Origin of the sequence: Streptomyces sp. MH60 (genome assembly GCF_002939385.1) — a bacterium.
GTDB lineage: Bacteria > Actinomycetota > Actinomycetes > Streptomycetales > Streptomycetaceae > Streptomyces.
The window spans coordinates 71,756-97,804 of the sequence record NZ_MULI01000018.1 but is presented as its reverse complement, the minus strand read 5'-3'; the positions used below and the strand labels follow the sequence as shown (position 1 = coordinate 97,804).

General features: G+C 71.8%; 25 protein-coding genes. 13 read left to right on the top strand and 12 right to left on the bottom strand.

Annotated features, from left to right (window positions below; all coding sequences use genetic code 11):
* Positions 1-12: 12 nt before the first annotated feature.
* From BZZ08_RS14730 to BZZ08_RS14715, 4 genes are all read left to right on the top strand, one after another.
* On the top strand, positions 13-999 hold the full coding sequence (locus tag BZZ08_RS14730; RefSeq protein WP_198601474.1) for a Bug family tripartite tricarboxylate transporter substrate binding protein: 987 nt from the start codon (positions 13-15) through the stop codon (positions 997-999).
* On the top strand, positions 996-1,541 hold the full coding sequence (locus tag BZZ08_RS14725) for a tripartite tricarboxylate transporter TctB family protein (protein ID WP_104632653.1): 546 nt from the start codon (positions 996-998) through the stop codon (positions 1,539-1,541). Before BZZ08_RS14730 ends, BZZ08_RS14725 begins: the two co-directional genes overlap by 4 nt.
* 1 nt (position 1,542) lies before the next feature.
* Positions 1,543-3,042 carry a tripartite tricarboxylate transporter permease gene (locus BZZ08_RS14720; RefSeq protein ID WP_104632652.1) on the top strand — a complete coding sequence of 500 codons (1,500 nt, stop codon included), beginning with the start codon at positions 1,543-1,545 and terminating at the stop codon, positions 3,040-3,042.
* A 258-nt stretch (positions 3,043-3,300) separates the two neighbouring features.
* Entirely contained in the window at positions 3,301-3,624 is a 324-nt protein-coding gene (locus tag BZZ08_RS14715; protein ID WP_104632651.1) for a putative quinol monooxygenase, read from the top strand.
* A 28-nt stretch (positions 3,625-3,652) separates the two neighbouring features.
* Here the strand turns inward: BZZ08_RS14715 and BZZ08_RS14710 are convergent, their stop codons facing one another.
* A complete protein-coding gene (locus BZZ08_RS14710) occupies positions 3,653-4,075 on the bottom strand; it encodes a secondary thiamine-phosphate synthase enzyme YjbQ (protein ID WP_104632650.1) in 423 nt (140 codons plus the stop codon).
* Positions 4,076-4,130: 55 nt separating this feature from the next.
* Here BZZ08_RS14710 and BZZ08_RS14705 point away from each other — a divergent pair, with 55 nt between their 5' ends.
* The gene (locus BZZ08_RS14705) at positions 4,131-5,210 is read left to right on the top strand and encodes an NAD(P)-binding domain-containing protein (RefSeq protein WP_104632649.1); all 1,080 of its coding nucleotides are present in this window, start codon (positions 4,131-4,133) and stop codon (positions 5,208-5,210) included.
* Between the two features lie 12 nt (positions 5,211-5,222).
* Here BZZ08_RS14705 and mltG read toward each other — a convergent pair whose 3' ends face one another.
* Positions 5,223-5,978 (bottom strand): endolytic transglycosylase MltG, encoded by a 756-nt coding sequence (gene mltG, locus BZZ08_RS14700; protein ID WP_104632648.1) that lies wholly within the window; start codon positions 5,976-5,978, stop codon positions 5,223-5,225.
* Between the two features lie 241 nt (positions 5,979-6,219).
* Positions 6,220-8,022, bottom strand: a complete 1,803-nt coding sequence (locus BZZ08_RS14695) for an ABC transporter ATP-binding protein (RefSeq protein ID WP_104632647.1) — start codon at positions 8,020-8,022, stop codon at positions 6,220-6,222.
* Between the two features lie 146 nt (positions 8,023-8,168).
* Between BZZ08_RS14695 and BZZ08_RS14690 the strand changes: the two genes are divergently transcribed.
* A complete protein-coding gene (locus BZZ08_RS14690; RefSeq protein WP_104632646.1) occupies positions 8,169-8,630 on the top strand; it encodes a MarR family winged helix-turn-helix transcriptional regulator in 462 nt (153 codons plus the stop codon).
* Positions 8,631-8,689: 59 nt separating this feature from the next.
* Here BZZ08_RS14690 and BZZ08_RS14685 read toward each other — a convergent pair whose 3' ends face one another.
* Entirely contained in the window at positions 8,690-9,448 is a 759-nt protein-coding gene (locus BZZ08_RS14685; protein ID WP_104632645.1) for a L,D-transpeptidase family protein, read from the bottom strand.
* Positions 9,449-9,678: 230 nt separating this feature from the next.
* Between BZZ08_RS14685 and BZZ08_RS14680 the strand changes: the two genes are divergently transcribed.
* From BZZ08_RS14680 to BZZ08_RS14665, 4 genes are all read left to right on the top strand, one after another.
* Positions 9,679-11,556, top strand: coding sequence for an ABC transporter ATP-binding protein (locus BZZ08_RS14680; RefSeq protein WP_104632644.1), 1,878 nt, complete (start codon positions 9,679-9,681; stop codon positions 11,554-11,556).
* Positions 11,553-13,334 carry an ABC transporter ATP-binding protein gene (locus BZZ08_RS14675; RefSeq protein WP_104632643.1) on the top strand — a complete coding sequence of 594 codons (1,782 nt, stop codon included), beginning with the start codon at positions 11,553-11,555 and terminating at the stop codon, positions 13,332-13,334. Before BZZ08_RS14680 ends, BZZ08_RS14675 begins: the two co-directional genes overlap by 4 nt.
* Positions 13,335-13,673: 339 nt before the next feature.
* Positions 13,674-14,144 carry a DUF5709 domain-containing protein gene (locus tag BZZ08_RS14670; protein ID WP_104632642.1) on the top strand — a complete coding sequence of 157 codons (471 nt, stop codon included), beginning with the start codon at positions 13,674-13,676 and terminating at the stop codon, positions 14,142-14,144.
* Between the two features lie 63 nt (positions 14,145-14,207).
* Positions 14,208-14,480, top strand: coding sequence for a type B 50S ribosomal protein L31 (locus tag BZZ08_RS14665; RefSeq protein WP_104632641.1), 273 nt, complete (start codon positions 14,208-14,210; stop codon positions 14,478-14,480).
* Between the two features lie 20 nt (positions 14,481-14,500).
* Here BZZ08_RS14665 and BZZ08_RS14660 read toward each other — a convergent pair whose 3' ends face one another.
* Complete coding sequence (locus tag BZZ08_RS14660) at positions 14,501-15,295, bottom strand: metal-dependent hydrolase (protein ID WP_104632640.1); 795 nt, start codon at positions 15,293-15,295, stop codon at positions 14,501-14,503.
* 145 nt (positions 15,296-15,440) lie between these two features.
* Between BZZ08_RS14660 and BZZ08_RS14655 the strand changes: the two genes are divergently transcribed.
* Together BZZ08_RS14655 and BZZ08_RS14650 are read left to right on the top strand one after the other, a co-directional pair.
* Positions 15,441-17,954: a DEAD/DEAH box helicase gene (locus BZZ08_RS14655; RefSeq protein WP_198601473.1), complete on the top strand. Its 2,514-nt coding sequence runs from the start codon at positions 15,441-15,443 to the stop codon at positions 17,952-17,954.
* A gap of 19 nt (positions 17,955-17,973) precedes the next feature.
* Entirely contained in the window at positions 17,974-18,840 is an 867-nt protein-coding gene (locus BZZ08_RS14650; RefSeq protein ID WP_104632639.1) for an acyl-CoA thioesterase, read from the top strand.
* Position 18,841: 1 nt separating this feature from the next.
* On the opposite strand, the gene BZZ08_RS14645 is transcribed toward BZZ08_RS14650, so the two are convergent.
* Both BZZ08_RS14645 and BZZ08_RS14640 read right to left on the bottom strand, forming a co-directional pair.
* Positions 18,842-19,813 carry a DUF6397 family protein gene (locus BZZ08_RS14645; protein WP_104632638.1) on the bottom strand — a complete coding sequence of 324 codons (972 nt, stop codon included), beginning with the start codon at positions 19,811-19,813 and terminating at the stop codon, positions 18,842-18,844.
* Between the two features lie 138 nt (positions 19,814-19,951).
* The gene (locus tag BZZ08_RS14640; protein ID WP_104632637.1) at positions 19,952-20,365 is read right to left on the bottom strand and encodes a roadblock/LC7 domain-containing protein; all 414 of its coding nucleotides are present in this window, start codon (positions 20,363-20,365) and stop codon (positions 19,952-19,954) included.
* A 104-nt stretch (positions 20,366-20,469) separates the two neighbouring features.
* Here BZZ08_RS14640 and BZZ08_RS14635 point away from each other — a divergent pair, with 104 nt between their 5' ends.
* The gene (locus tag BZZ08_RS14635; RefSeq protein ID WP_104632636.1) at positions 20,470-20,898 is read left to right on the top strand and encodes a PPOX class F420-dependent oxidoreductase; all 429 of its coding nucleotides are present in this window, start codon (positions 20,470-20,472) and stop codon (positions 20,896-20,898) included.
* A 29-nt stretch (positions 20,899-20,927) separates the two neighbouring features.
* On the opposite strand, the gene BZZ08_RS14630 is transcribed toward BZZ08_RS14635, so the two are convergent.
* From BZZ08_RS14630 to BZZ08_RS14610, 5 genes are all read right to left on the bottom strand, one after another.
* Positions 20,928-21,533, bottom strand: coding sequence for a GTP-binding protein (locus tag BZZ08_RS14630; protein WP_104632635.1), 606 nt, complete (start codon positions 21,531-21,533; stop codon positions 20,928-20,930).
* A 64-nt stretch (positions 21,534-21,597) separates the two neighbouring features.
* Positions 21,598-22,011, bottom strand: coding sequence for a DUF742 domain-containing protein (locus BZZ08_RS14625; RefSeq protein WP_104632634.1), 414 nt, complete (start codon positions 22,009-22,011; stop codon positions 21,598-21,600).
* Between the two features lie 18 nt (positions 22,012-22,029).
* Positions 22,030-22,467, bottom strand: a complete 438-nt coding sequence (locus tag BZZ08_RS14620) for a roadblock/LC7 domain-containing protein (RefSeq protein ID WP_104632633.1) — start codon at positions 22,465-22,467, stop codon at positions 22,030-22,032.
* Positions 22,464-25,061, bottom strand: a complete 2,598-nt coding sequence (locus BZZ08_RS14615; protein ID WP_104632632.1) for a sensor histidine kinase — start codon at positions 25,059-25,061, stop codon at positions 22,464-22,466. Before BZZ08_RS14615 ends, BZZ08_RS14620 begins: the two co-directional genes overlap by 4 nt.
* A gap of 62 nt (positions 25,062-25,123) precedes the next feature.
* Positions 25,124-25,900, bottom strand: coding sequence for an MHYT domain-containing protein (locus BZZ08_RS14610; protein WP_104632631.1), 777 nt, complete (start codon positions 25,898-25,900; stop codon positions 25,124-25,126).
* Positions 25,901-26,049 lie beyond the last annotated feature (149 nt).

Sequence of the window (26,049 nt, the reverse complement as noted above, 5' to 3'; positions counted from 1 at the left end):
GTGGTGTCATACGTGCGCCTGCGCACCCCCCTTGCCCTGCTCGGGGCCGCCGTGCTCGTGCTGGCGGGACCGCCGTTGCTCTCCTCAGGCAACGACTCGGACTCCGGCACCCAGATTCCGGGCCTGCGCTTCATGGTCCCCAACACGCCCGGCGGCGGCTACGACATCACCGCCCGCACGGCCGCGAAGAACGCCGAGGACGCCGGGCTCACGCACAACATCGAGGTGTTCAACCTGCCCGGCGCGGGCGGCACCGTGGGCCTGAGCCGGCTGGTGAGCGAGCACGGCAACGGCAAGCTCGCCATGTCCATGGGCCTCGGCGTCGTGGGCGCCGCCCGCTCCAACCACGCGCCCAAGACCCTCGCCGACGCCACGCCGATCGCGCGGCTCACCGAGGAGCAGGACGTCGTCGTGGTCGCCAAGGACTCGCCGTACAAGACGATCGACGAGCTGATCGGCGCCTGGAAGGAGGACCCGGGGAAGATACCGGTGGGCGGCGGTTCGTCGCCGGGCGGGCCCGACCACCTCGCACCGATGCTGATGGCGCAGGCCGCCGGGATCCAGCCGAAGTCGGTCAACTACATCCCCTTCGACGGCGGCGGCGAGCTGCTGGCCTCCATCCTCGGCAACAAGGTCGGCTTCGGGGTCTCCGGCGTCGGCGAGTACCTGGACCAGATCAAGGCCGGCGAGCTGAGGGTGCTCGCGGTGACCGGTCCCGAGCGGGTGGACGACCTCAAGGACGCGCCCACCCTCAAGGAGTCCGGCTACGACGTGGACTTCACCAACTGGCGCGGCATCGTCGCCCCGCCCGGTCTGTCCGAGGCGCAGCGCGCCAAGCTGATCCGCCTGTTCGAGGAACTGCACGACTCGCCCGAGTGGAAGAAGTCCATGGACCAGAACGGCTGGGACGACGCGTTCCTGACCGGTGACGAGTTCGGTGACTTCCTGGACGCGCAGGACAAGCGTGTGGTGTCGGTGCTGAAGGAGCTGGGACTGTGACGACGCCGACCGAACTCCCCGAGAACCGCGGGACCGCGGCCGCCGGCCGGCGCTCGTGGCTGCGCGAGCACTCCGAACTGGGCGTGTGCGCCCTGCTGCTGGCGCTCGGCGTGCTCGTCCTGACCGACGCGCTCACCATGGACGTCGACATCACCCAGCGCGGCCCGGTCGGACCCAAGACCGTGCCGGTCGTGGTCGGCATCGGTCTGCTGGTGATCGCCGCCCTGCTCGCCGTCGACGTGCTGCGCGGCGGCCGGGGCGAGGCCGAGGGCGGCGAGGACATCGACCTGTCCGAACCGGCCGACTGGCGCACGGTGCTGCTGCTGTCCGGGATCTTCCTCGGCGCGGCCGCCCTGATCGAGCCGGCCGGCTTCCCCGTCGCCGGGGCGCTGCTCTTCTGGGGCGCCGCCTTCGCGCTCGGCAGCCGCCGCGTGGACCGCGATCCGCTGATCGCCGCGGTGCTGTCCCTGATCACCTACGTCGTCTTCGACAAGCTGCTCGGCGTGCCGCTGCCCGGTGGTCCGCTGATGGGAGTGCTCTGACATGAACGCCCTCAACTCCCTCATGGACGGGTTCGGCACGGCCCTGACCCCGCTCAACCTGCTGTGGGCCGCCCTCGGTGTGCTGCTCGGCACGGCCATCGGCGTGCTGCCCGGCATCGGTCCGGCGATGGCGGTGGCGCTGCTGCTGCCGGTCACGTACGGGCTGGACCCGGTCGCGGCGTTCATCATGTTCGCGGGCATCTACTACGGCGCGATGTTCGGCGGTTCGACCACCTCCATCCTGCTCAACACCCCCGGCGAGAGCGCCGCCGTGGTCGCGGCCATGGAGGGCAACCCCATGGCCAAGGCGGGGCGCGGCGCACAGGCGCTGGCGGCCGCGGCCATCGGTCACTTCGCGGGCGGCATGATCGGCACGGTCCTGCTGGTGGCGCTCGCGCCGACGGTCGCCGACCTTGCGGTGGACATCGGTGCGCCGGACTACTTCGCCATCATGGTGCTGGCGTTCATCGCCGTGACGTCGGTGCTGGGCTCGTCGCGGATCAGGGGCCTGGCCTCGCTGCTGATCGGTCTGACGATCGGCCTGGTGGGCCTGGACCAGATGACGGGCCAGCAGCGGCTGACCTTCGGCTCGCTGCAACTCGCCGACGGCGTGGACGTGGTGATCGTGGCGGTCGGTCTGTTCGCGATCGGCGAGGCGCTGTGGGTGGCGGCCCACCTGCGGCGCGGGGCGGCCGAACCGATCCCGGTGGGCCGTCCCTGGCTCGGCCGCGCCGATGTGAAGCGCACCTGGAAGTCCTGGGTGCGCGGCCCGTTCATCGGCTTCCCGTTCGGCGCGATCCCGGCGGGCGGCGCGGAGATCCCCACCTTCCTGTCGTACGTCACGGAGAAGCGGCTGTCCAAGCACAAGGACGAGTGGGGCAAGGGCGCCATCGAGGGCGTGGCGGGACCGGAGTCGGCGGCGTCGGCCTCGGCGGCGGGCACGCTGGTGTCCATGCTGACGCTCGGCCTGCCGACCACCGCGGTCGCCGCGGTCATGCTGGCCGCCTTCCAGCAGTACGGCATCCAGCCCGGACCGCTGCTCTTCGAACGCGAGCCCGAGCTGGTGTGGGGTCTGATCGCCTCCCTCTTCGTCGGCATGGTGCTGCTGCTCGCCCTGAACCTGCCGCTGGCGCCGGTGTGGGCCAAGCTGCTGCGGATCCCGCGGCCGTACCTGTACGCGGGGATCATGTTCTTCGCGGCGGTCGGCGCGTACGCGGTCGGCGGTGAGGTGGTCGACCTGGTGATCCTGCTGGTCATCGGTCTGATCGGGTTCGGCATGCGGCGCTACGGGCTGCCCATCCTGCCCGCCGTGATCGGTGTCATCCTCGGCCCGAACGCCGAGCAGCAGCTGCGCCGTGCCCTGCAGATCAGCGACGGCAGCGTGTCGGGTCTGGTCAACACGCCGTTCTCGGTGACGGTGTACGCGGTGATCGTGCTGCTGCTGACCTGGCCACTGGTGAAGCGGCTGGTGGTCCGGGGACGGACGCGAGCGGGCGCCTGATCCCCGGTCCGGTCCGGCGGCGCGTGCGCGTGCCCAGGAGCGGTGCGTGCGGCCCGGTACGTCGATCCCGTACCGGGCCGTCTCGCGGCGCAGGTGGCGCGGCTCATGCCGAGCCTCGGTAACCTCGTCGGCAGCTGCCTCGACCTGCATGAGCCGACGGTGCTCGCGGTCGCGGGTTACTTCCGCGGCCGCGCCGTCCTCGTGCCGTGACCGGGAAACGGCCTCCAGGTCCCGCATCACAGAAAGCGAACCGAACCCATGATCTTCATTACGGCGAAGTTCCAGGTGCTCCCCGAACACGCCGACCAGTGGCCGGAGATCGCCGGCGAGTTCACCCGGGCCACCCGGGCGGAAGCCGGCTGCCTCTGGTTCGACTGGTCGCGCAGCGTCGACGACCCCACCGAGTACGTACTGGTCGAGGCGTTCCGCGACGACGAGGCGGGTGCCGCCCACGTCCGGTCCGCACACTTCCGCGCCGCCCAGGAGAAGCTGCCGCGCCACCTGGCCCGCACACCCCGCATCGTGAACACGACGGTCGACCAGGAGGGCTGGTCGGAGCTGGGCGAGATGGCGGTGGAGTAGGACGCCGGAACCCTGCGGACGGCTGCCGTCAGCCGAGGAAGCTCAGCCGGACCCGGCGGTCGGGGTTGTCCCGGTTGGTGTCCACCAGGCACACCGACTGCCAGGTTCCGAGCTCCAGGCGGCCGCCGATCACCGGCAGCGTCGCGTGCGGGGGCACGAACGCGGGCAGCACGTGGTCGCGGCCGTGTCCGGGACTGCCGTGGCGGTGCTGCCAGCGGTCGTCGGCGGGGAGCAGGGTGTGCAGGGCGGACAGCAGGTCGTCGTCGCTGCCGGCGCCGGTCTCGATGATCGCGATCCCGGCGGTGGCGTGCGGGACGAACACGTTGAGGAGGCCGTCGCGACCGGACGCAGCCTCGCGCAGGAAGGACTCGCAGTCACCGGTGATGTCGGCGACCCGCTCCGCCGAGCCGGTGGCGACGTTGAGGACTCGGGTGGTGAAGGCATCTGACATGACCCCATCCTGACACCGGGGGAAGATCGGGGCCTGCCACGCAGTTGGTAGATGCGTGAACCACACACGCGAGGTCGAGGTCGTCGTCATCGGTGCCGGTCAGGCCGGGCTCGCCGCCGCCTATCACCTGCGGCGCACGGGCTTCGAGCCCGAGCGCGACTTCGTGGTGCTCGACCACTCCCCCGGGCCCGGCGGTGCCTGGCAGTTCCGGTGGCCGTCCCTGACGTACGGCAAGGTGCACGGGATGCACGCCCTGCCGGGGATGGAGCTGACCGGCGCGGATCCGGCGCGGCCGTCCGCCGAGGTGGTGAGCGGCTACTTCGCGGACTACGAGCGGACCTTCGACCTGCGGGTGCTGCGGCCGGTCGATGTGCGTGCCGTGCGCGAGGGGACGGACGGACGGCTGGACGTCGAGACGTCGGCCGGGTCGTGGGCGACGCGTGCGCTGATCAACGCGACCGGCACCTGGGACCGGCCCTTCTGGCCGCGCTATCCGGGGCAGGAGACCTTCCGGGGACGGCAGCTGCACACCGCGCAGTATGCCGGGCCGGAGGAGTTCGCCGGTCGGCGCGTGATCGTGGTCGGCGGCGGCGCCTCGGGCACCCAGCACCTGATGGAGATCGCCCCGTACGCGGCGGCCACCACGTGGGTGACCAGGAGGCCCCCCGTCTTCCGCGAGGGGCCCTTCGACGAGGACGCGGGCCGGGCGGCGGTGGCGCTCGTGGAGGAACGGGTGCGGCAGGGGCTGCCGCCGAAGAGTGTCGTGTCGGTGACCGGGCTGCCGCTGAACGAGGCGGTCCGGGCCGGGCTGGAGTCGGGTGTGCTGGACCGGCAGCCCATGTTCGACCGGATCACGCCCGAGGGGGTGGAGTGGGGCGACGGGCGGCGGGTGGCCGCGGACGTCATCCTGTGGGCGACCGGGTTCCGGGCCGCCATCGACCATCTGAGGCCGCTGCGGCTGCGGGAGGCGGGTGGCGGTATCCGTGTCGAGGGGACGCGTGCGCTGGCCGACCCGCGGATCCATCTCGTCGGCTACGGGCCCTCCGCCAGCACCATCGGCGCCAACCGGGCGGGACGCGCGGCCGTGCGGGACATCAGGCGGCTGCTGGCCGAGGAGGAGCCGGTCGCCGCGTGACGCCCCGACCGGTCACTTGGCGGCCTCGGCCTGCTTCGACGCGCTCTGCTGGAGGCGGTTGAACTCGTCCACGTTGCGCTGGTGTTCGGCGTAGTCGGCGGTGAAGCGGGTGTCGCCCGGCTTGACCGTGACGAAGTAGAGCCAGTCACCGGGGGTCGGATTGATCGCGGCGGTCATCGCCTCGTCGCCCGGACTGGCGATGGGGGTGGGCGGCAGCCCCATGCGCTGGTACGAGTTGTAAGGACTGTCGATCTTCGTGTCCTTGTCGGTGGTCTTCAGGGTGGAACGGCCCAGGGCGTAGTTGATGGTGGAGTCCATCTGCAGCGGCATGCCGCGTTCCAGCCGGTTGAAGATCACCCGGGCGACCTTGCCCATGTCCTCCTTGGCGGCGGCCTCCGCCTGCACGATGCTGGCGATGGTGACCGCCTGGTAGACGTTCAGCGCGTTGCGCTGGGCGCCCGCGGCGACCGGCGCGCCGGTGAACCTCTTGTTCGCCGTGTCGACCATGGCCGTCAGCAGCTTCTCCGGGGCCGGGTTCTCGCCCAGCGGATAGGTCGCGGGGAAGAGATAGCCCTCGGGGTTGCCCTCGGCGTCGTTCGGCAGCTTGAGGTCGGCCTTGGCCAGGGACTTCTTGGTGGTGCCCGCGGGCAGGGCGAGGGCCTTGTCGACGGCCCCGTAGACCTGGGTCGCGCGCCAGCCCTCCGGGATCACCAGGGAGGTGGGACGGGACTCGCCCTCGTCCTCCGTCGTCAGCAGCGGCACCGCCACGGCGGTACCGGCGACGACAGCGCCGGCCGCGATCAGGGCGATACGGCCCCGGCGCGTCAGCCGGATCGTTCGCCTGGGGCTTCTGGGGCTTCTGGGACCCCTGAGTCCTGTGGACCCTCTGAGGCTCGCTCTGGGGCCTCCGGCGCTCCTCGCGCTTCTCACGCTTCTCGCGCTCCGTGGCGGAGTGTTCATCTGCATGCGGGCACGGTAACCCCCATACGGTCCCAAACCCGGCATATCGTCATCTTGTCGGCTCCAGTCGGGCGTCCCGGCGCACCAGCGCGGCATACCTCCCGTCCTGCGCCAGCAGTGCCTCGTGCGTGCCCTGTTCGGCCAGTCGTCCGGAGTCGAGGACCACGATCCGGTCGGCGCCCTGGACGGTGGAGAGGCGGTGCGCGATGGTGATCGTGGTGCGGTTGGCGGACAGGGCGTCGATGGCGCCCTGCACGGCGGCCTCGGTACGGGTGTCCAGGGCGCTGGTCGCCTCGTCCAGGACCAGGACGGGCGGGTCGCGCAGGATGGTGCGGGCGATGGCCAGGCGCTGCTTCTCGCCGCCGGAGAACCGGTGCCCGCGCTCGCCGACCACGGTGTCGTAGCCGTCGGGCAGGGCGGCGATGTGGTCGTGGATCTGGGCCGCCCTCGCCGCCGCCTCCAGCTCCGCGTCCGTGGCGTCCGGCTTGGCGAAGCGCAGGTTCTCGGCGACGGAGGCGTGGAAGAGGTATGTCTCCTGCGAGACGACGCCGACCGCGCGGGCGAGGGTGTCGAAGTCGAGGTCGCGCACGTCGACCCCGTCGAGGGTGACCCGGCCGCCCGTCACGTCGTACAGCCGCGGCACCAGGTGGCCGAGTGTGGACTTGCCTGCGCCGGTGGGACCGACGACGGCGAGACTGCTGCCGGCGGGGACGGTGATGTCGATGCCGTCGAGCACCGGGCCGCCCTTGCCGTCGTAGCCGAACTCGACGTTCTCGAAGCGGACCTCGCCCTTGATGTGGTCGAGGTGGACGGGGTCCTCCCGCTCGGTGATGTCGATCGGCAGGTCGAGGTACTCGAAGATGCGCTGGAAGAGTGCGAGCGAGGTCTGGATCTGCACACCGGTCGACAACAGGCTCACGGTCGGGCGGAACAGCCCCTGCTGGAGCGAGACGAAGGCGACGATCGTACCGAGGGAGACGTCGGGGCCGCCGAGTTGCAGGGCGATGCCCGCGGTCCAGTAGATGACGGCCGGCATGGCGGCCATGACGATCGTGATGACGGCCATCCGCCAGCGGCCCGCCATGTTCGACCTCACCTCCAGGTCGACCAGGCTCTCGGACTCGTCCGCGAAGGCGCGGGTGAGGGAGTCGGAACGGCCCATGGTGCGGCCGAGCAGGATGCCGCTGACGGAGAGCGACTCGGTGACCGTGGCGGCCATCGCGGCCATCTGCTTCTGGCGCCGGGTGGTGATCTTCCGGCGTTCCCTGCCGACGCGGCGGCTGATCCACACGAACACCGGGAGGAGGAGCAGCGAGACGACGGTCAGGCGCCAGTCGAGGACGACCATGGCGACGATCGTGGCGACCACGCTGGTGAGGTTGGACACCAGTGAGGTCGCCGTGGAGGTGACGGTGGCCTGCATGCCGCCGATGTCGTTGGCGATGCGGGACTGGACCTCGCCGGTGCGGGTGCGGGTGAAGAAGGCGAGGGACATCTGCTGGAGCCGTCCGTAGACGGCGGTGCGCAGGTCGTGCATGACGCGCTGGCCCACGGTCGTGGAGATCAGGGTCTGCAGCACGCCGAAGACGCTGGTGAGGACGGCGCCGAAGATCATGCCGAGGGCGAGCAGGCTCAGCAGGCCCGTACGCCCCTCGGGGATCGCGACGTCGAGGATCTCCTTGAGCAGGAAGGGCGTGGCGACCGACACCAGGGACGCGGCGCCGACCAGCAGGCCGACGACCACAAGGCGGCCGCGGTAGGGGCGGAACAGCTTGAGGATGCGACGCACCTGCCGGGGCTGTTCCTTGGCGTCGGCGGGTGCGGTCCAGGCGGATTCGCGATCGGGGTGCATGGGCTCCTTCGGAGGCGGCGAGGGGAGGCCCGCGGCGCCTTCGCAGCGCAGACCTCGGGGGCCTGCCGCGGGCATGCGCGGACCTACGGATCATAGGTCATTGTTACCTATACTCACAATGAACATCATCCTGATATTGTTCCCCCATGACCGCCCCCGATTCCGACGGCCTGCTCGCCGAGCAGCTGCTGCGGCTCACCCGCCGGGTGCACCGCATCCAGAAGCGCCATCTCGAGCACCGCGACCTCGGCATCACCCCGGCCCAGTCCCGGCTGCTGCGCACGCTGGCGCACTACGGCTCGCCCCCGCGCATGGCGGATCTCGCCGAGCGCCTGGAGGTCGTGCCCCGGGCGGTGACGACTCTGGTCGACGGGCTGGAAGCGGCCGGGAAGGTGCGCCGCGTCCCGGATCCCGCCAACCGCCGGGTCATCCGGATCGAGCTGACCGACGACGGGCGCGCGGCCCTCGGGGAACTGCGCGGTGCGCGCCGGTCCGCCGCCGAGGAGATCCTGGCCCCGCTGACGGACGAGCAGCGCGCGGTGCTGGGCGGGCTGCTGGACACCCTGATCGACGGGCCGGACCCGGGCGAGGGCCGCCGGACGGCGTGATCCGGGCAGTCGGTCCGGTCCCGGGTGATCCGGGTGGCCGGGTGCCGAAAGCCCCGCGCTCAGGCTTTCAGGTGCGCCCTGTCCCCCATCACCACCACGGGGTGCCGGTCCGGGTCCAACGTGCGCAGCAGGTACTCCATCGCCGGCTTGGGCAGGCTGACGCAGGCCGACGTACCGCTGCCGTGGTCCATGTGCAACCAGATCGAACCGCCCTTCGACGTCCCCTCGGGGCGGGTCGGGTCGTTCGGCGGGGTGCCCTTGACACGGTTGTAGTCGATGGCGATGACGTAGTCGAAGTCGTGCCAGTACGACTTCGCCCACCACCGCGGGGCCGCGAAGCTCGCGGACCTGCTGTACGGCAGCCCCGTGCCGGGGGCCGGATCCGGGTCCGGGAGCACGCCGCCCGCGTCGCTGAGCGTGAACACGCCGACGGGACTGCGCTTGTCGTTCTCGTGGTGGTCGGTCGTCCACCCCTTGGTGCCGTTGTGCGCCGCCCAACTGCGGGCGCGGTGCCAGGCGGAGCCCTGCTTCGTGTAGAGCACGACCGTGGAGTCGGCGGAATCCCTGCCGTCTCCGTACACCGCGACGACCTGGCGCGAGTTGCTGGGGATGCGCTTCTGGAGCCGGTCGCCGACACCGGGGATCCTCGTCGGGTCGGCCGCCGCACTGCTCCGGCCGTCCCCGCCCGGGGGTCCGCTCGCCCGGGCGTCCGCGCCGTCCCCCGACGGGCCGCCGCAGGCGGACAGCGCCGTCACCGCCAACAGGGAGCCGAGAGCCGCCGTCACGACCGCTGTACGCCGTCCACCACCACGTGCCATTCGTCCATCGTCGCATCCCCTGCGCCCATGCCGTCAGGACGGCGGCGGACGGGGGCGGGTGGACTGCTGCCGACATGGGCGGACGGCGCGCGGCGCTCCGCAGCCGGATTCGTACGCCGCCGCGGAAAACCGCTTGATTTTGGGCACGTGGCGACGCCAACCTTGCACGGTTTGCAGCCTCTTGACGCCGTATGGCAACGGCATCCCCTGACACGAGCCACTGGGACGTCATGCAGATCCAAGACCTTCCGTATCCCGACCCGGGTGTGCCGGACGCACGCTCGGGCCCCCGATTCCTGTGGTGGCTGTTCCGCAACCAGCTCGGTGGCCAACTCAAGTCACTGGCCTGGGGCCTGCTGCACTTCGCCTCCGTCTCCGCTCTGCCCTTCTGTGTCGGTCTCGCCATCCAGGCGGTCGTCGACCGCTCCGGCAGCCGGCTCGCCCTCGCGGGCGGCGTCATGGTCCTGTGCTGCGTCGGCAACGCGCTCGGCGACACCTTCCTGCACCGCGCCGCCGTCACCAACTGGATCACCGCCGCGGCCCGCGTCCAGCAACTGCTGGCCCGCAAGACGGCGCTGCTGGGCTCGGCGCTGACCCGGCGCGTGGCGGCCGGTGAGGTCGTGGCCGTGTCCACCGGCGACGTCGAGAAGATCGGCTGGTTCGTGGAGGCCGTCTCCCGCTTCACCGCCGCCGCGCTCACCATCGTGCTGGTCTGCGTGGCGCTGGTCGTCTACCAGCCGGCGCTCGGCGTCGTCGTGATCGTGGGGCTGCCGGTGCTGGCCCTCGCGGTGCTGCCCCTGCTGCCCCGCGCCACCCGGCGGGCCGACGTCCAGCGCGACAAGGCCGGCCGCGCCACCGAGCTCGCCTCGGACACCGTCGCCGGACTGCGCGTGCTGCGCGGCATCGGCGGCGAGGAACTCTTCCTCGACCGCTACCGCAGCGCCTCCCAGGAGGTGCGCCACGCCGCCGTGCGCAGCGCCCGCATGTGGTCCCTGATCTCCGCGATCCAGGTGCTGCTGCCGGGACTGCTGCTGATCGCGGTGGTCTGGCACGGCGTCCACCTGGCCCGACAGGGCCGCATCGGCGTCGGTGAACTCGTCACCGTCTACAGCTCCGTCATGATCCTCACCTATCCGCTGCGGCACTTCGAGGAGATCGCCATGGCGTACTCCTTCTCCCGCCCCTCGGCGAAACGGGCCGCTCGGGTGCTGGCCCTGGAACGCGCCACGGACACCGGGGGTTCGCGCGCCGCCGAGATCCCCACCGGGGACCTGTACGACCCGACCACCGGTCTCCTGGCTCCGGCGGGCGGGCTCACCGCCGTGGTGTGCGGTGACCCGGACGCGGCCGGGCTGCTGGCGGAACGGCTCGGCGGGCATCCCTCGGAGCAGGGTGCGTCCGCCCTGCTGGGCGGGGTGCCACTGGACGAGCTGCCCCTGAAGTCCGCGCGCACCGCGGTCCTGGTGCAGGACAAGGACCCGGTACTGCTCTCCGGAACGCTCCGCGAGCTGCTGGACGTGCCCGCGTCCGGTGCCGTCGCCACCGAGGACGCGCTCGCCGCCGCCCAGTGCGGTGACGTGTTGGCGGCACTCGCGCAGGGCTCGCTCGGCGCCGACGACCCGATGGACGCCCGCATCACCGAACGGGGCCGGTCGCTGTCGGGCGGCCAGCGACAGCGCCTGGCACTGGCCCGGTCCCTGATCACGGACCCGGAGGCGCTGGTTCTGGACGAACCGACCTCGGCCGTCGACTCGCACACCGAGGCGAGGATCGCGGAGGGCGTGCGGGCACTGCGCGCCGGGCGCACCACGGTGGTGTTCACCTCGTCACCGCTGATGCTGGACCGCGCGGACCGGATCGTGTTCCTGCACGACGGCGAGGTCGCCGCTGTCGGCGCGCACCGGGAACTGCTGCACGCCGAACCCCGGTATCGGGCGGTGGTGACCCGCGAGACCGACAAGGAGGCCGCGGCGCACCCGGACGCCGTACCGGCCGGCAGGAAGCCGGCGCGGCCCCTGAACGACGACGGCCGCGTCGACGACCGTGACGGCGCCCTGAGTGACGACGACGTACTGCACCGACTGGAAGAGATCGAGGAGACGGCATGATCGGCGTCGCGCCACCGTCCTACGACCCGGCGGTCCCGACGACGGCCGGCACCCTGCCCGTCGGCGCCCGCCCGACCGTGCGTGCCTACATCGGGGAACTGCTGCGCCGGCACCGTCGGGCGTTCCTCTTCCTCGTCACCGTCAACACCGTCGCCGTGATCGCCTCGATGGCGGGCCCCTACCTGCTGGGCGGGCTCGTGGAGCGGGTCTCGGACGACGCGCGCGAACTGCGTCTCGGCCTCACGGCCACGCTCTTCGTGCTCGCCCTCGTGGTACAGGCCGTCTTCGTGCGCGAGGTACGGCTGCGGGGGGCCGTGCTCGGCGAGCGGATGCTGGCCGATCTGCGCGAGGACTTCCTCGTGCGTTCGGTCGGGCTGCCGCCCGGTGTGCTGGAACGGGCCGGCACGGGCGACCTGCTCTCCCGGATCACCACGGACATCGACCGGCTCGCCAACGCCATGCGCGAGGCCGTGCCCCAGCTCGCGATCGGCGCCGTATGGGTGGTGCTGCTGCTCGGCGGCCTGGTGGTCACGGCACCGCCGCTCGCTCCCGCGGTGCTGATCGCGGTGCCGCTGCTGGTGATCGGCTGCCGCTGGTACTTCCGCCGGGCGCCCGCCGCCTACCGCTCGGAGGCCGCCGGGTACGCCGCGGTGGCCGCCGCCCTCGCCGAGACGGTGGACGCCGGGCGCACCGTCGAGTCCCACCGTCTCGACGCCCGTCGGATCGAGCTGTCGGAGCGCCGGATCAAGGAGTGGACGGCCTGGGAGCGCTACACCCTCTGGCTGCGGTCGGTGCTCTTCCCCGTCATCAACGTCACCCATGTGACCGTGCTCGCCTCCGTCCTGCTCATCGGTGGTGTCTTCGTCCTCCAGGGCTGGATCGGGGTCGGCCAGCTGACCACGGCCGCCCTGATCGCGCAGATGCTCGTCGACCCGGTGGGCCTCATCCTGCGCTGGTACGACGAGCTGCAGGTGGCCCAGGTCTCCCTGGCCCGGCTGGTGGGCGTCCGGGACATCGAGCCGGACGCCGGTGACGGCACGCTGACCCCCGACGGACGGCACGTGCACGCCGACCGCGTGCGCTTCGGCTACCTGGAGGGCGTTGACGTGCTGCGCAAGGTGTCGCTGGAGGTCGCCCCCGGGACCAGGCTGGCCCTCGTCGGCCCTTCTGGTGCGGGCAAGTCCACCCTGGGCAGGCTGCTCGCGGGCATCTACGGTCCGCGCGAGGGCCGGATCACCCTGGGCGGCGCGGAACTGTCCCGGATGTCCGCCGAACGGGTCCGCTCGCACGTCGCCCTCGTCAACCAGGAGCATCACGTCTTCGTGGGCTCCCTGCGCGACAACCTCCGGCTCGCCAGGACCGGTGCCACCGACGCCGAGCTGTGGGCGGCGCTGGGAGCGGTCGACGCGGACGACTGGTCCCGTGGGCTCGACGAGGGGCTGGACACCGAGGTCGGCTCGGGCGGCTTCGCGCTCACCCCGGCGCAGGCCCAGCAGATCGCGCTGGCCCGCCTGGTGCTGGCCGACCCGCACACCCTGGTGCTGGACGAGGCGACGTCCCTGCTCGACCCACGGGCCGCACGTCACCTCGAACGGTCCCTGGCCCGGGTCCTGGACGGACGCACGGTGATCGCGATCGCCCATCGCCTGCACACCGCCCATGACGCGGACGTCATCGCCGTGGTCGAGAACGGCCGGATCAGTGAGCTGGGCAGCCACGACGAGCTGGTCGCGACCGACGGTGCCTACGCGGCGCTGTGGCGGTCCTGGCACGGGTAGCCGCCCCGCGCACCTTCGCGGCCGAGTCGGCCCTGTCGGGCGGGGCTCCGGTGGGAGGCCGGGCGGTGGCCCCGGGGCGGACGCGCCGCAGGTGCCGCGGCGCCCGGCGTGGGTCGGCCGGCCCGGCGAAGCCGCCGGGGCGGGCCTGCCGCGTAACCCGGCGGGGTCCGTGCCGTTGCGCGGTCCCGAAAGGGAGTGGAAGGCTGGGAGCAGGCACCGGCTCGAGGTAGGCCCGGGAACCGCGCGGTTCCGCGACAGATGAGGCCTGTGCCCCGTGCAGCGGCGGCCCGCCGCCGTCCACGGTGAGAAGGGGCCGGTCCCCACCCCCTGGAGGTATCCGTGAACAGCGTCGACGGATGGGGAGATGACGTCTACCAGCCCGACGGATCCGAGCAGCGGGAGGACACCGGGCTCCTCGACGGTGAGGACACCCTCGAGGAGGACGGTGTCGACGATCCCCTCGACCGGGGCTGGTCCCCGCCCGAGCGCCCCTGGGCGGTGGAGCACACCGGCGTGACCGCCGCCGAACGCCGCCGCGGCGAAACGCTGGACCAGCGGCTCGCCGAGGAGCGGCCGGACGAGCTCGCGCCCGACGGTGACGGGCTGGGCGACTCCGACGGCACCGACGGGGAACTGCTGGACAACGAGGTCGGCGCGGGCCGCTCCGGCCGGCTCGTGGCACCCGACGAAGGGGCGCACGAGGACGAGGAGCCGGCGCTGGTCGCCATGGACGTGGGCATCGACGGCGCGGCCGCCTCCGCCGAGGAGGCCGCGATGCACGTGGTCGACGAGGACTCCCTGCCCGGCTGACACCAATCGCGGCGGCAGCCCCGTGCCGTCGCTCCCATGAACCGTGCGGTACGAGGAGCAGCCATGCAGCAGGACAAGCACCCCGACTACCGGCCCGTCGTCTTCCGTGACCGCAGTGCCGGGTACGCCTTCCTGACCCGGTCCACCGCGACCAGCGACCAGACCATCGCGTGGGACGACGGCGAGACGTACCCGGTGGTGGACGTGGAGATCTCCTCGGAGAGCCACCCCTTCTACACGGGCAAGGCGCGAACGGTGGACTCGGAGGGCCGCGTCGCCCGCTTCGAGCGGCGTTACGGCGCGGGCGAGGGGCAGGACACCGGGGAAACCGGCTGAGCCGGCCGGGCCCGCGTCGCTCAGATGAAGTTGAGCGCCGCCGCGCCGCCCACTCCCCCGAGCAGCATGAACACCGGCATCAGTACCTTCAGCTCCACCCAGCTGCCCGCTCGGAACCGCATGGCCTTCGGCGGGCCGATGGGGTACCACCGCTTGCGGCCCACCGGTATGGGCCAGAGTATCGGGCAGCCCGAAACGGTCAGCGCGTCCCCGATGTCGTGCACCAGCGAGCCGAGCACGATCGGCAGCCCCAGCCACAGGTACTCCTGGCCCGGCGCCGTGAACAGCCAGTCCGCGCCGCCGTCCGGCTTGTCCAGGATGCCGGCGAGGATCCACGCGCTGGTCCCGGCCAGCAGCCAGACCAGCACGTCGCTGCTGGAACCGCGGGTGGCCCGCCAGAGCAGCCCCTCGATGGCCAGCACCATGTGCACGAAGAGGAGCGCCAGCACCGCCCAACGGCCGCCCGTGATGGCCAGGACCGACGCGCCCCCGCCTATCAGGACCGCCCACAGCCAGGTGTGCGTCAGCGTGCGGTGTCCGCCGGAGCGGCGCGGGTCGCCCGGCTTCCTCGTGGCCTTGTAGACGGCGTAGGAGAGCTTGTCGACGATCTCGCACAGCCCCCGGGAGAGCGGTCCGAAGGCCCGGGAGATGGTGGCAGCCTTGTGGTCGAGGTCCGGGGCGAGCGCCGCTCCGGCGCAGATCAGGGCTCCGGCGAGCAGCACCGGCCAGGGCATCGGCCGTCCCGCGGCGGCGGTCGCCGCCCCGACGCCGAGCCACGCCGCGGCACCCGACAGTGAGTGTGCTGGTCCCATCATCGCCGTTGCCCGCCCCATTCCTCGTGTGCCGCTGTGCAGTTGTCCGGGTCCGCTGTTGCCGCGCCGGCGACCCAGCGTAGCGTTCGTGATCTTCACACGGACAGCCGATTCCCCCATCGCGGCCCGGGGCAGGCAAGATGGGGGCGTGACCCTCATCGATCAGCTGCCGCGGACCGCCGACCCCGATGCCTTGTACGAAGCGTTCGAGGCGTGGGCCAAGGAACGCGGTCTCACGCTCTACTCCCACCAGGAGGAGGCGCTGATCGAGGTGGTCTCCGGCGCGAACGTGATCGTGTCGACGCCCACCGGCTCCGGCAAGAGCATGATCGCGGCGGGCGCGCACTTCGCCGCCCTGGCCCGGGACGAGGTCACCTTCTACACGGCACCGATCAAGGCGCTGGTGTCGGAGAAGTTCTTCGAGCTGTGCAAGATCTTCGGCACCGAGAACGTGGGCATGCTGACCGGCGACGCCTCCGTGAACTCCGACGCCCCCGTCATCTGCTGCACGGCCGAGGTCCTGGCGTCCATCGCGCTGCGTGACGGCAAGCACGCGGACATCGGCCAGGTCGTCATGGACGAGTTCCACTTCTACGCGGAGCCGGACCGCGGCTGGGCCTGGCAGATTCCCCTGCTGGAACTGCCGCAGGCCCAGTTCGTCCTGATGTCGGCGACGCTCGGTGACGTCTCCTTCTTCGAGAAGGACCTCGCGCGCCGTACCGGCCGTCCCACCGCGGTGGTCCGCTCGGCCACCCGGCCGGTGCCGCTCTCCTACGAGTTCCGCTACACACCGCTCACCGAGACGCTCACCGATCTTCTGGCGGCCCGGCAGGCCCCCGTGTACATCGTGCACTTCACCCAGGCGCAGGCCGTGGAGCGGGCACAGGCCCTGATGAGCATCAACATGTGCACGCGCGAGGAGAAGGAGCGGATCGCCGACCTCATCGGCAACTTCCGCTTCACCACGAAGTTCGGCCGCAATCTCTCCCGCTACGTGCGGCACGGCATCGGGGTCCACCACGCCGGCATGCTGCCCAAGTACCGGCGGCTGGTGGAGAAGCTCGCGCAGGCCGGCCTGCTGAAGGTGATCTGCGGAACGGACACACTCGGCGTGGGCGTCAACGTCCCGATCCGCACCGTGCTGTTCACGGCGTTGAGCAAGTACGACGGCACCCGGGTCCGCACGCTGAGGGCCCGGGAGTTCCACCAGATCGCCGGGCGGGCCGGGCGGGCCGGGTTCGACACGGAGGGGTTCGTGGTCGCCCAGGCGCCCGAGCACGTCGTCGAGAACGAGAAGGCGCTCGCCAAGGCCGGTGACGACCCGAAGAAGCGGCGGAAGGTCGTCCGGAAGAAGGCTCCCGAGGGGTTCGTCGCCTGGTCGGAGAGCACGTTCGACAAGCTCATCGGCTCGGAGCCGGAACCTCTGACGTCCCGCTTCCGGGTCACGCACACCATGCTGCTGTCGGTGATCGCCCGCCCTGGCGACGCCTTCTCCGCGATGCGGCACCTGCTGGAGGACAACCACGAGCCACGCCGGCAGCAGCTCAGGCACATCCGGCGGGCCATCGCCATCTACCGTTCGCTGCTGGACGGCGGCATCGTGGAGAAGCTCGACCAGCCGGACGCGGAGGGACGCGTCGTGCGTCTCACGGTGGACCTCCAGCAGGACTTCGCGCTGAACCAGCCGCTGTCCACGTTCGCCCTGGCCGCCTTCGAACTGCTGGACCCGGAGTCCCCGTCGTACGCGCTGGACATGGTGTCGGTCGTGGAGTCCACGCTGGACGACCCGCGGCAGATCCTCGCCGCCCAGCAGAACAAGGCGCGTGGTGAGGCCGTGGCCGCGATGAAGGCGGACGGCGTCGAGTACGAGGAGCGCATGGAGCGTCTCCAGGACATCACGTACCCGAAGCCCTTGGAGGAGCTGCTCTTCCACGCCTACGACACGTACCGCAGGAGCCACCCCTGGGTGGGTGACCACCCGCTGTCCCCGAAGTCGGTCATCCGTGACATGTACGAACGGGCACTGACCTTCACGGAGCTGGTCTCCCACTACGAACTGGCCCGCACCGAGGGCATCGTGCTGCGCTACCTGGCGAGCGCCTACAAGGCCCTCGACCACACCGTGCCGGACGATCTGAAGTCCGAGGACCTCCAGGACCTGATCGAGTGGCTCGGCGAGATGGTGCGCCAGGTCGACTCCAGCCTCCTCGACGAATGGGAGCAGCTCGCCAACCCGGAGGAGATGACCGCCGAGGAGGCGCAGGAGAAGGCCGATCAGGTACGGCCGGTCACCGCCAACGCGCGCGCCTTCCGTGTGCTGGTTCGCAACGCCATGTTCCGCCGTGTCGAGCTGGCCGCCCTGGACCAGGTCGGCGAGCTGGGCGAGATGGACGCCGACGCGGGCTGGGACGCCGACGCGTGGGGCGAGGCCATGGACAAGTACTGGGACGAGTACGACGACCTCGGCACCGGCCCGGACGCCCGCGGTCCGAAGCTGCTGATCATCGAGGAGGAACCGCAGAACGGGCTGTGGCGCGTGCGGCAGATCTTCGACGACCCGAACGACGACCACGACTGGGGCATCAGTGCGGAGGTCGATCTCACCGCCTCCGACACGGAGGGCCGTGCGGTCGTCCGTGTCTCCGATGTAGGCCAGCTGTGAGCACAGGAGAACCCCACCCATGACGAATCCGGCCGAGAGCCTCGTCGCCCTCCTCGACCTGGAGCAGATCGAGGTCAACATCTTCCGTGGCCGAAGCCCCGAGGAGTCGCTGCAGCGGGTCTTCGGCGGCCAGGTGGCCGGCCAGGCGCTGGTCGCCGCGGGCCGCACCACCGACGGCGACCGCCCGGTGCACTCGCTGCACGCGTACTTCCTGCGTCCCGGACGCCCCGGCGTGCCGATCGTGTACCAGGTCGAACGGGACCGGGACGGACGGTCGTTCACCACCCGCCGGGTCACCGCGGTGCAGCAGGGCCGCACGATCTTCACGCTCACCGCCTCCTTTCACAAGCCTGAGCAGGGGAGTTTCGAGCACCAGCTGCCGCCGGCCCGCAAGGTCCCCGATCCGGAGTCCCTGCCGACGGTCGCCGACGAGGTCCGGGAGCACCTGGGTGCGCTGCCGGAGCAGTTCGAGCGCATGGCCCGCCGTCAGCCCTTCGACATCCGCTATGTCGACCGGCTGCGGTGGAGTGCCGAGGAGGTCGAGGGCGCCGAGCCGCGCAGCGCCGTGTGGATGCGCGCGGTCGGACCGCTCGGCGACGATCCGCTCGTGCACACCTGCGCCCTGACCTACGCCAGTGACATGACGCTCCTGGACGCGGTGCGCATCCCGGTGGAGCCGTTGTGGGGTCCCCGGGGGTTCGACATGGCGTCGCTGGACCACGCCATGTGGTTCCACCGGCCGTTCCGGGCCGACGAGTGGTTCCTGTACGACCAGGAGTCGCCGATCGCGACCGGCGGGCGCGGGCTGGCCCGTGGGCGGATCTACGACACGGAGGGACGCATGCTGGTGTCCGTGGTGCAGGAAGGGCTTTTCCGGGCTCTGTAGGTCAGGAGTCTCTGCGCCAGAGCCTGCCGAACAGGCCGCTCAACCGTCGGGGGTACTCCGCCCCGGGTGGTGCGGGGTGCTCCGCCGCGGGCCGCCCCGGTTGTGCCGTCTCGCCCTGTACGGATCGCGGACCGGGCGGGCCCGGCACGGCGTGCAGGGCCGGGCGGGGAGCCGGACGGTGTCGGCGGGCCGTGTTCACCGCGGCCGCCAGGTCCGAGCGGAGCCAGGCGACCTCGTCCGGGTCGGCGGCCGTCAGGATCTCCTCGGCGAGCTGCGCGGCCGGGGAGCCCGGCGAGCCGTGCGTGACGGGTGCGGGGCGGAACCGGAGCAGATGGGAGCGCTCGTAGGGATCGGTGACCACGTCCGGGATCTCGGCGGCGTCGAGCAGCGACGCAACCGCCGCGGCCCGGGCCCAGGGGTCGTCAGCCCGCCGGAGCAGGAATCCGAGATGCCTTCCCCGCCAGTTGCGAGGACGCAGGTCAAGCCCTTCTTCCAGCTGGTCCCGCAGTCCTTCGGGTGTGCGGCCCTTCAGCAGTGCGGTGTTGCGCTCGTCGGCCCTGAACTGCCGCAGCTCCTCCGCCAGATACAGCCAGACGACGGCGCGGTACCGGTTGACGTAGAACTGCACGGGCACCAGCACTCCCAGCCGCGCGAGACGGGTGAACCGGGCCGTGGTCACGTCCATGAGGGCCGCGCCCTCCGTGGTCCCGACGGCCCGGACACCGGCCCGGAGCACCTCGGGGAAACCGTCCGACGCCCGGATCCGGTCGATCTCGTCGCGGGGGACGCGCCGCCCGCCTCCTCCGTCGTCGAACACCGTGCGAACCCGGCCGAGCCGCACGGCGAGGTCGAGCTCGCTTCGCCTGAGGCCCAGTTCCCGCGCCGCGCGATGGAGTGTGACCGAGGCGCCCCTGGTGGTGCCGGTCGGCTCGCCGACCGGGGCGACCCCGTGCGTGATGGTGTTGCCGGACATGATGCGTCTCCCCCGTGGAGTGTGTGGCCGGCGCCGTCCGCGCCCGCTGACACAAAAAACCGTAGCCGCTGCCGCGGCATCCGTGGCGAGCCTGTGGATAACTCTGCGGCCGACCACCGGGGACACCGAAAGCGCAGGTCAGGGCTCGGTGGGCGATATCCGTCCCGGCTGCCGCGCATCGACGTCGAGGTGCTCGCCCACCCGGTTCACGAGCAGTGTCATCTCGTACGCGATCTGCCCGATGTCGGTCTCCGCCCCGCTGAGCACGCACAGGCAACTGCCAGAACCCGCGGCGGTGACGAACAGCACGGCGTCGTCGAACTCGACCATCGTCTGCCGTACCTGACCGGCGCCGAAGTGACGGCCCGAGCCCTTGGCCAGGCTGTGCAGTCCGGACGAGACGGCGGCGAGGTGCTCGGCGTCCTCGCGTCGCAGGCCCGTACTCGCCCCGGTCACCAATCCGTCGTTGGACAGGACCAACGCGTGCCGTACGTGTTCGACGCGCGCGGTCAGGTCGTCGAGCAACCAGCCCAGTCCCTGGTTCTGCACCATGATCGGTCTCCCCGTGTCTCCCCGTACGCGTTGCCTCCCCCTGGCCGGGGGATCCGTCCGCCAGCCTTCACCACGCCCGTGCTCCGGGCAAGGAGGATGGGGGCATGGCACAGAAGATGACCGATGAGGAATGGCGGGCGTTCGTCTCGGACGGCACCCGCACCGGAAAGCTCTCGACCGTTCGGGCCGACGGCAGCCCGCACGTGGCGCCGATCTGGTTCCTGCTGGAAGGGGACGACCTGGTGTTCAACACCGGCAAGGACACCGTGAAGGGGCGCAATCTGGCCCGTGACGGCCGTATCGCCCTGTGCGTGGACGACGACCGGCCGCCCTTCGACTTCGTCGTGCTGCAGGGGCGTGCGCGGATCTCGGAGGACCTCGGCGAACTGCGGCACTGGGCCGCCCGCATCGCCGCCCGTTACATGGGCGAGGAACGGGCCGAGGAGTTCGGGGCGCGCAACGGCGTCCCGGGCGAACTCCTCGTCCGTGTCACCGTGGACAAGGTCCTGGCCCAGAAGTCGGTGGCGGACTGACGGCCTCCCTGCCGGGGGCGTCGGTCCGGTCAGCGGACGGAGTCGAGGAGCCGGGCGGTGTGCATCCGCCCGGCGTACTCGACGAGCCGGATCAGTACCTCCTTCCCCGAGTCGCGGTCCCGGGCGTCACACAGCACCACGGGCGTTCCCGGGTCGAGGTCGAGAGCCCGCTGGACGCTGTGCTCGTCGTGGCGGCGTGCTCCCGTGAAGCAGTTCACGGCCACCACGAACGGGATGTGCCGGTGTTCGAAGTAGTCCACCGCGGGGAAGCAGTCCGCCAGGCGCCGGGTGTCCGCGAGGACGACGGCGCCGAGCGCGCCCTGCGCCAGTTCGTCCCAGAGGAACCAGAACCGGTCCTGTCCCGGCGTGCCGAAGAGGTAGAGGGAGAGGCCGGAACGGATGGTGATGCGGCCGAAGTCCATGGCGACGGTCGTGGTGACCTTCCGGTCGATGCCGTCGGTGTCGTCCACCAGCCGTCCGGCCTCGCTGAGCAGTTCCTCCGTGCGCAGCGGCCTGATCTCACTGACGGCGCCCACCAGGGTGGTCTTGCCCACGCCGAACCCTCCGGCGACCAGGATCTTCAGCGCCAGCGCGGTCGTGTCGCCGTCCGTGGCGTCAAGGCGTTCGGAGACCATCGATCACTTCTCTCGGTGCGGGTGGTCGTGCACGTGGGTGCCGGTCATGGTCTTTCGGGCTTCTCTACAGGGCGCGCAGTCCGTCGATCACTTCGCGCAGGATCCGTTCGTCGGGCAACTGCGCCGGCGGCACGGGGCGGCTGACCGTCACGCACCCCACTTCCACCAGGTCGCCGAGGAGCACCCTGACGACACCCACGGGCAGATCCGCGTCGGCGGCGAGTTCGGCGACCGACTGGGTCTCGGTGCGGCACAGGCCGATCAGGGTGCGGTGTTCCGGTCCGAGCACGGTGTCGTCGACGTCCGGTGCGCCGACCACGCGCGTGACGAGGGCGATCAGGTCGAACCGCACTCCCGAGGGGCCCGGCCGGGTGCGGCCGCCGGTCATCGCGTAGGGGCGGACGAGGGGTCCGGCCTCGTTGTCGTACCACTGGCTGCCCGACCCTTCCCGGTCGCCGCCCGTGATGTCGTCGGTCATCCTCGGGGCCCTTCCCGGTCATGCGCCGAAGGGTGGTCGGGCGGCGGCACGTGGCGCGGTGTGCAGGTGCTCGCCGACGCGTCTCACCAGCCGTGCCATCTCGTAGGCCACCAGACCGATGTCCGCGGTCACGGCGGTGAGGACGGCGAGGCAGGAGCCGTCTCCCGCCGCGGCCACGAACAGGAAGCCGTCGTCCATTTCGACCATGGTCTGGTGCACGCCCCCGGCGCCGAAGTGCCGGCCCGCCCCCTTGGCCAGGCTGTGGAAGCCGGAGGCGACGGCGGCGAGGTGCTCGGCGTCCTCGCGGCCCAGGTCGTTCGACGCGCCCACGGCGAGCCCGTCGTTCGACAGCACCACGGCGTGCCGCACCTCGTGCACGTGTCCGACGAGGTCGTCCAGGAGCCAGTCGAGTTCGCGGGTCCGCCGGGCGGTTCCCGTGCCGGAATTCTGGATCATGCGGGGTCTCCTTCGGTACGGTCGCCGGTCGGCGGCTCCGGCGGTGCCGGGCGGCCGGGGCGACGGCCACGGCCGCGCGACCAGCCGTCGCGGTAGGCGGTCATGCGGTCCCGCACGACCTCGGGGGTGCGCTCCTCGTCGCCGCGTGCGGGGCCGGGCCGCGCCGGGCCCACGGGGCCCCCGTCGCGCAGTTGGGGGGCGAGACTGGCCTGCCGGACCCGGCGGGGAAGGTCGTCGGACTCCCCGGTCGGCTGCGGTGGGTGTGAGCCGGCGCTCTGCGCTGGGGCGCGGGAGGCATCGGGGTCGTCGGAGGACCGGTGCAGTCGCAGGGCAGGTGCTCCCGGAGGCCGGCCGGATGTGGTGGCGCGTGTCCCCGCCGGTGCGGCGGATGCCAGTGCCGGCCGGTCGACCGGGGCGGTTACGGGGTCCTGCCGCCCGGCAGTGCCGGGCACGCGCGCGTACAGGTGCTCCTCGGGCCGGGCCGCCTCGTGTGCCGCCTCCGGAGGAGTCGCCGCCGTTTCGCCGTGCAGAAGGGCGGTGGACAGGAGGACGACCGCGGTGGTACCGCCGTAGGGGGAGGTCTTGAGGTGCACCTTGATGTCCTGTCGCGCGGCGAGTCGGCTGACGACGAACAGGCCGAGCCGGTCGCTGTCGAACAGGTCGAGCGTCTCGGACCGTGCGATGCGGTGGTTGGCCTCGGCGAGGGCGTCCTTGCCCATGCCGAGGCCGCGGTCCTCGACCTCGATCGCGTAGCCGTTGCCCACCGGTTCACCGGTGACCCGCACGCGCGTGTGGGGTGGCGAGAACTGGGCGGCGTTCTCGATGATCTCGGCCAGGAGGTGGGTGACGTCGGCGACGGCGGCGCCCTTGACGGAGGCCTCGGGGAGTTGTCGTACCTCCACGCGCGCGTAGTCCTCGATTTCGGAGACGGCGGCACGGACCACGTCGGTCAGGGAGACCGGCATCCGCCAGGCGCGGCCTGGTGCCGCACCGGAGAGGATGATCAGGCTTTCGGCGTGGCGCCGCATGCGGGTGGTGAGGTGGTCGAGCCGGAAGAGGTCGCTGAGTTCGTCCGGGTCGTCGGAACGGCGTTCCATGCTGTCCAGGAGACTCAGTTGACGGTGGACGAGAATCTGACTGCGGCGGGCGAGGTTGACGAAGACCCCGGCGATGCCGCCGGCGAGTTCGGCACGTTCCACCGCGGCGCGCAGGGCGGCCCGGTGCACGCTGGCCAGGGCCTCGGCGACCTGCCCCGCCTCGTCCTCGGCAGGCGGCCGGGGCGGTGCCTCGGCCCGGATGTCTATCTCGTCCCCCGCGCGCAGCCTGCGCATCGCCTCGGGGAGTTTGTGCCGGGCTATCTCCAGGGCGCTGTCGCGCAGGCTCACCAGTTCCACCACCAGGCCACGGCCGATGCGGACGGAGATGACGAGCGACGCGGCGACGGCGAGGAGGCCGAAGAGGACCGCCGCCCCGGCCGGAGTGAGCACACCGCGGGTGAACGGGTCGGTCCGGTCGGCGACCGAACGCCCGGCGTCCCGCTCGATCGCCCGCATGCCGTCCCGTACGCGCGGGTGCGCCTCGTCCCAGGCGGACCGGGGTGCCGTCGCCTCGACGGGGCCTCCCCGCGAACCGCTGTCGAGCAGCCGGTCCTCCGTGGCGCCCACGGCCAGGTAGGCGTCGCTGTCGGCCAGGTCCCGCCAGGCCGCGCGTTCGTCGCCGCGCAGATCGGCGACGGCGGACTCGGTCAGCGTCCGGCGGGTGTCGACGGCGCCGGTGAACAGGCGCAGTCGCGCACCGGCGAGTCCGTCGGCCAGGCGGGCACCGGCCAGCAGGGTGTCCTCCTGGGCCAGTGCCTCGCCCGCGCGGGCGAATTCGACCAGGACGCGCGCGTCGGAGCCCGGATCGGCGTTCTGAACACCGCTCAGCGCGCCGCCCACGTGGAAGGCCGTCGAGATGGCTGCCGTATAGCGGCGATAGGTCTCTTCCCAGTCCGCGCGGTCGTCGAGGACGGCGGTGCGCAGCGGCCCCAGTCCTTCGGCCCCGGCGACGAACGCCTGGAGCCGCCGGGCCACTCCGGCGGGCAGTTCCCCGCTGTCGGCCACGGTGTGGTGGTCGCCGAGCCGCAGCTTTCCCACCGCGCGGTCGGTGCGCGCGGTCAATTCCCGGAAGTCGGCACCCGGGACCGACGACGGGTCGGTGGCGTGCCGGACGGCCGCGAGCCGCTCGGTCTGCAGGGCGGCGACGGCGGCGCTCACGGGGACCCGAACCCGGGCGTCCACGCGCTGGACCTGCCGTAGCCGGGAGATGTCCTGGGCGGTGGTGACGGTGGCGTACGCCCACAGGGCCAGGAGGGAGACGACGGGCACCATCAGGAGGCAGACGATCCTGGCGCGCACGGTGCGGGGCTGCAGACGCCCGGGCCACGCGCGCGTGGCGGGGTCGCCCGCCACGCCGGCGGGCTCCGTCGGACCCTCGTCGGCGGGTGGTCCGGCGTGCGCGCGTCGGCCGCGCACGGAGGGCTGGGGCGGCTGGGGCGGCGTCCCGACGCCTGCTTCGGGCGTGGGAGGTACGGGGGTGGCTCGGGGTGGGCGCATGGCCTCCTCGCTCGGGGCGGGGTCGGTGCGTTGTCGCCGGGCCCTGCGGCCCGGGTCCGCCGTTACGGGGCGGCGCTCCCAGCGGGTTGCTGCCGGGCCGAGGTGGGCGCCTCGCGCTCCCCGGCCGTCGGCGACAGCGCGACGAAGGCCGACGTCAAGAAGAGGTAGGACCCGAGACCGACGGCGAGAGGGAAGATGAACTGCATCGCCGTGGCCCCGGGCAGTGGCTCGCCGGAGGGCGTGACGCGCACGCTCACCGCGAACATGCCGGTGTAGTGCATGCTGCTCACCGCCGCCCCCATGACCAGCGAGGCGAGGGTGACCGCGAGGGGCGACTCGGTGTTGAGCGCCGCCCACAGGGCCGCGGTGGCGGCTGCGACGGCTATGAGTACGGAGAGTCCCACGCGTACCGGGTCGTAGCTCACCTCGCCGTGCAGGCGCATGGCCGCCATGCCGAGATAGTGCATGCTCGCGACACCGAACCCCGTGGTGAGTCCGCCGAGCAGCAGTGCTCGCACCCGGTTGCGGCCGTAGCCGACGGCGAAGACGCCCGCGCAGACGACGAGCACGGCGACGAGCAGACTCACGAGGGTGAGCGGTACGTCGTACCGGATGTCGGTGCCGCCGACCCGGAAGCCGAGCATGGCGACGAAGTGCATCGTCCAGATGCCCGTGCCGATCGCCGAGGCCGCGGTCAGCAGCCAGTTGCGGCGTGTGCGCCCGGTGGCGGCCAGCGCGCGCACGGTGCAGCGCAGGCCGAGGGCTGCGCCGGTACAGGCCATCGCGTACGACAGCGCGGGTGTCAGCCAGCCCAGGGCGGCGTGGTCCAGGTGTCCCATGGCCCAGGGACGCTAGTCCCGAACGGGGCGCACAACGGGGGCGCATTTCGAAAGGCGTCGCTATCTGACACAGAGGGGCGCTGGAACGATCGCGTCACGCTCGAACATGTGCGCTGCGGCATCTTCCGTGCTCTTGAGACATCATGCGA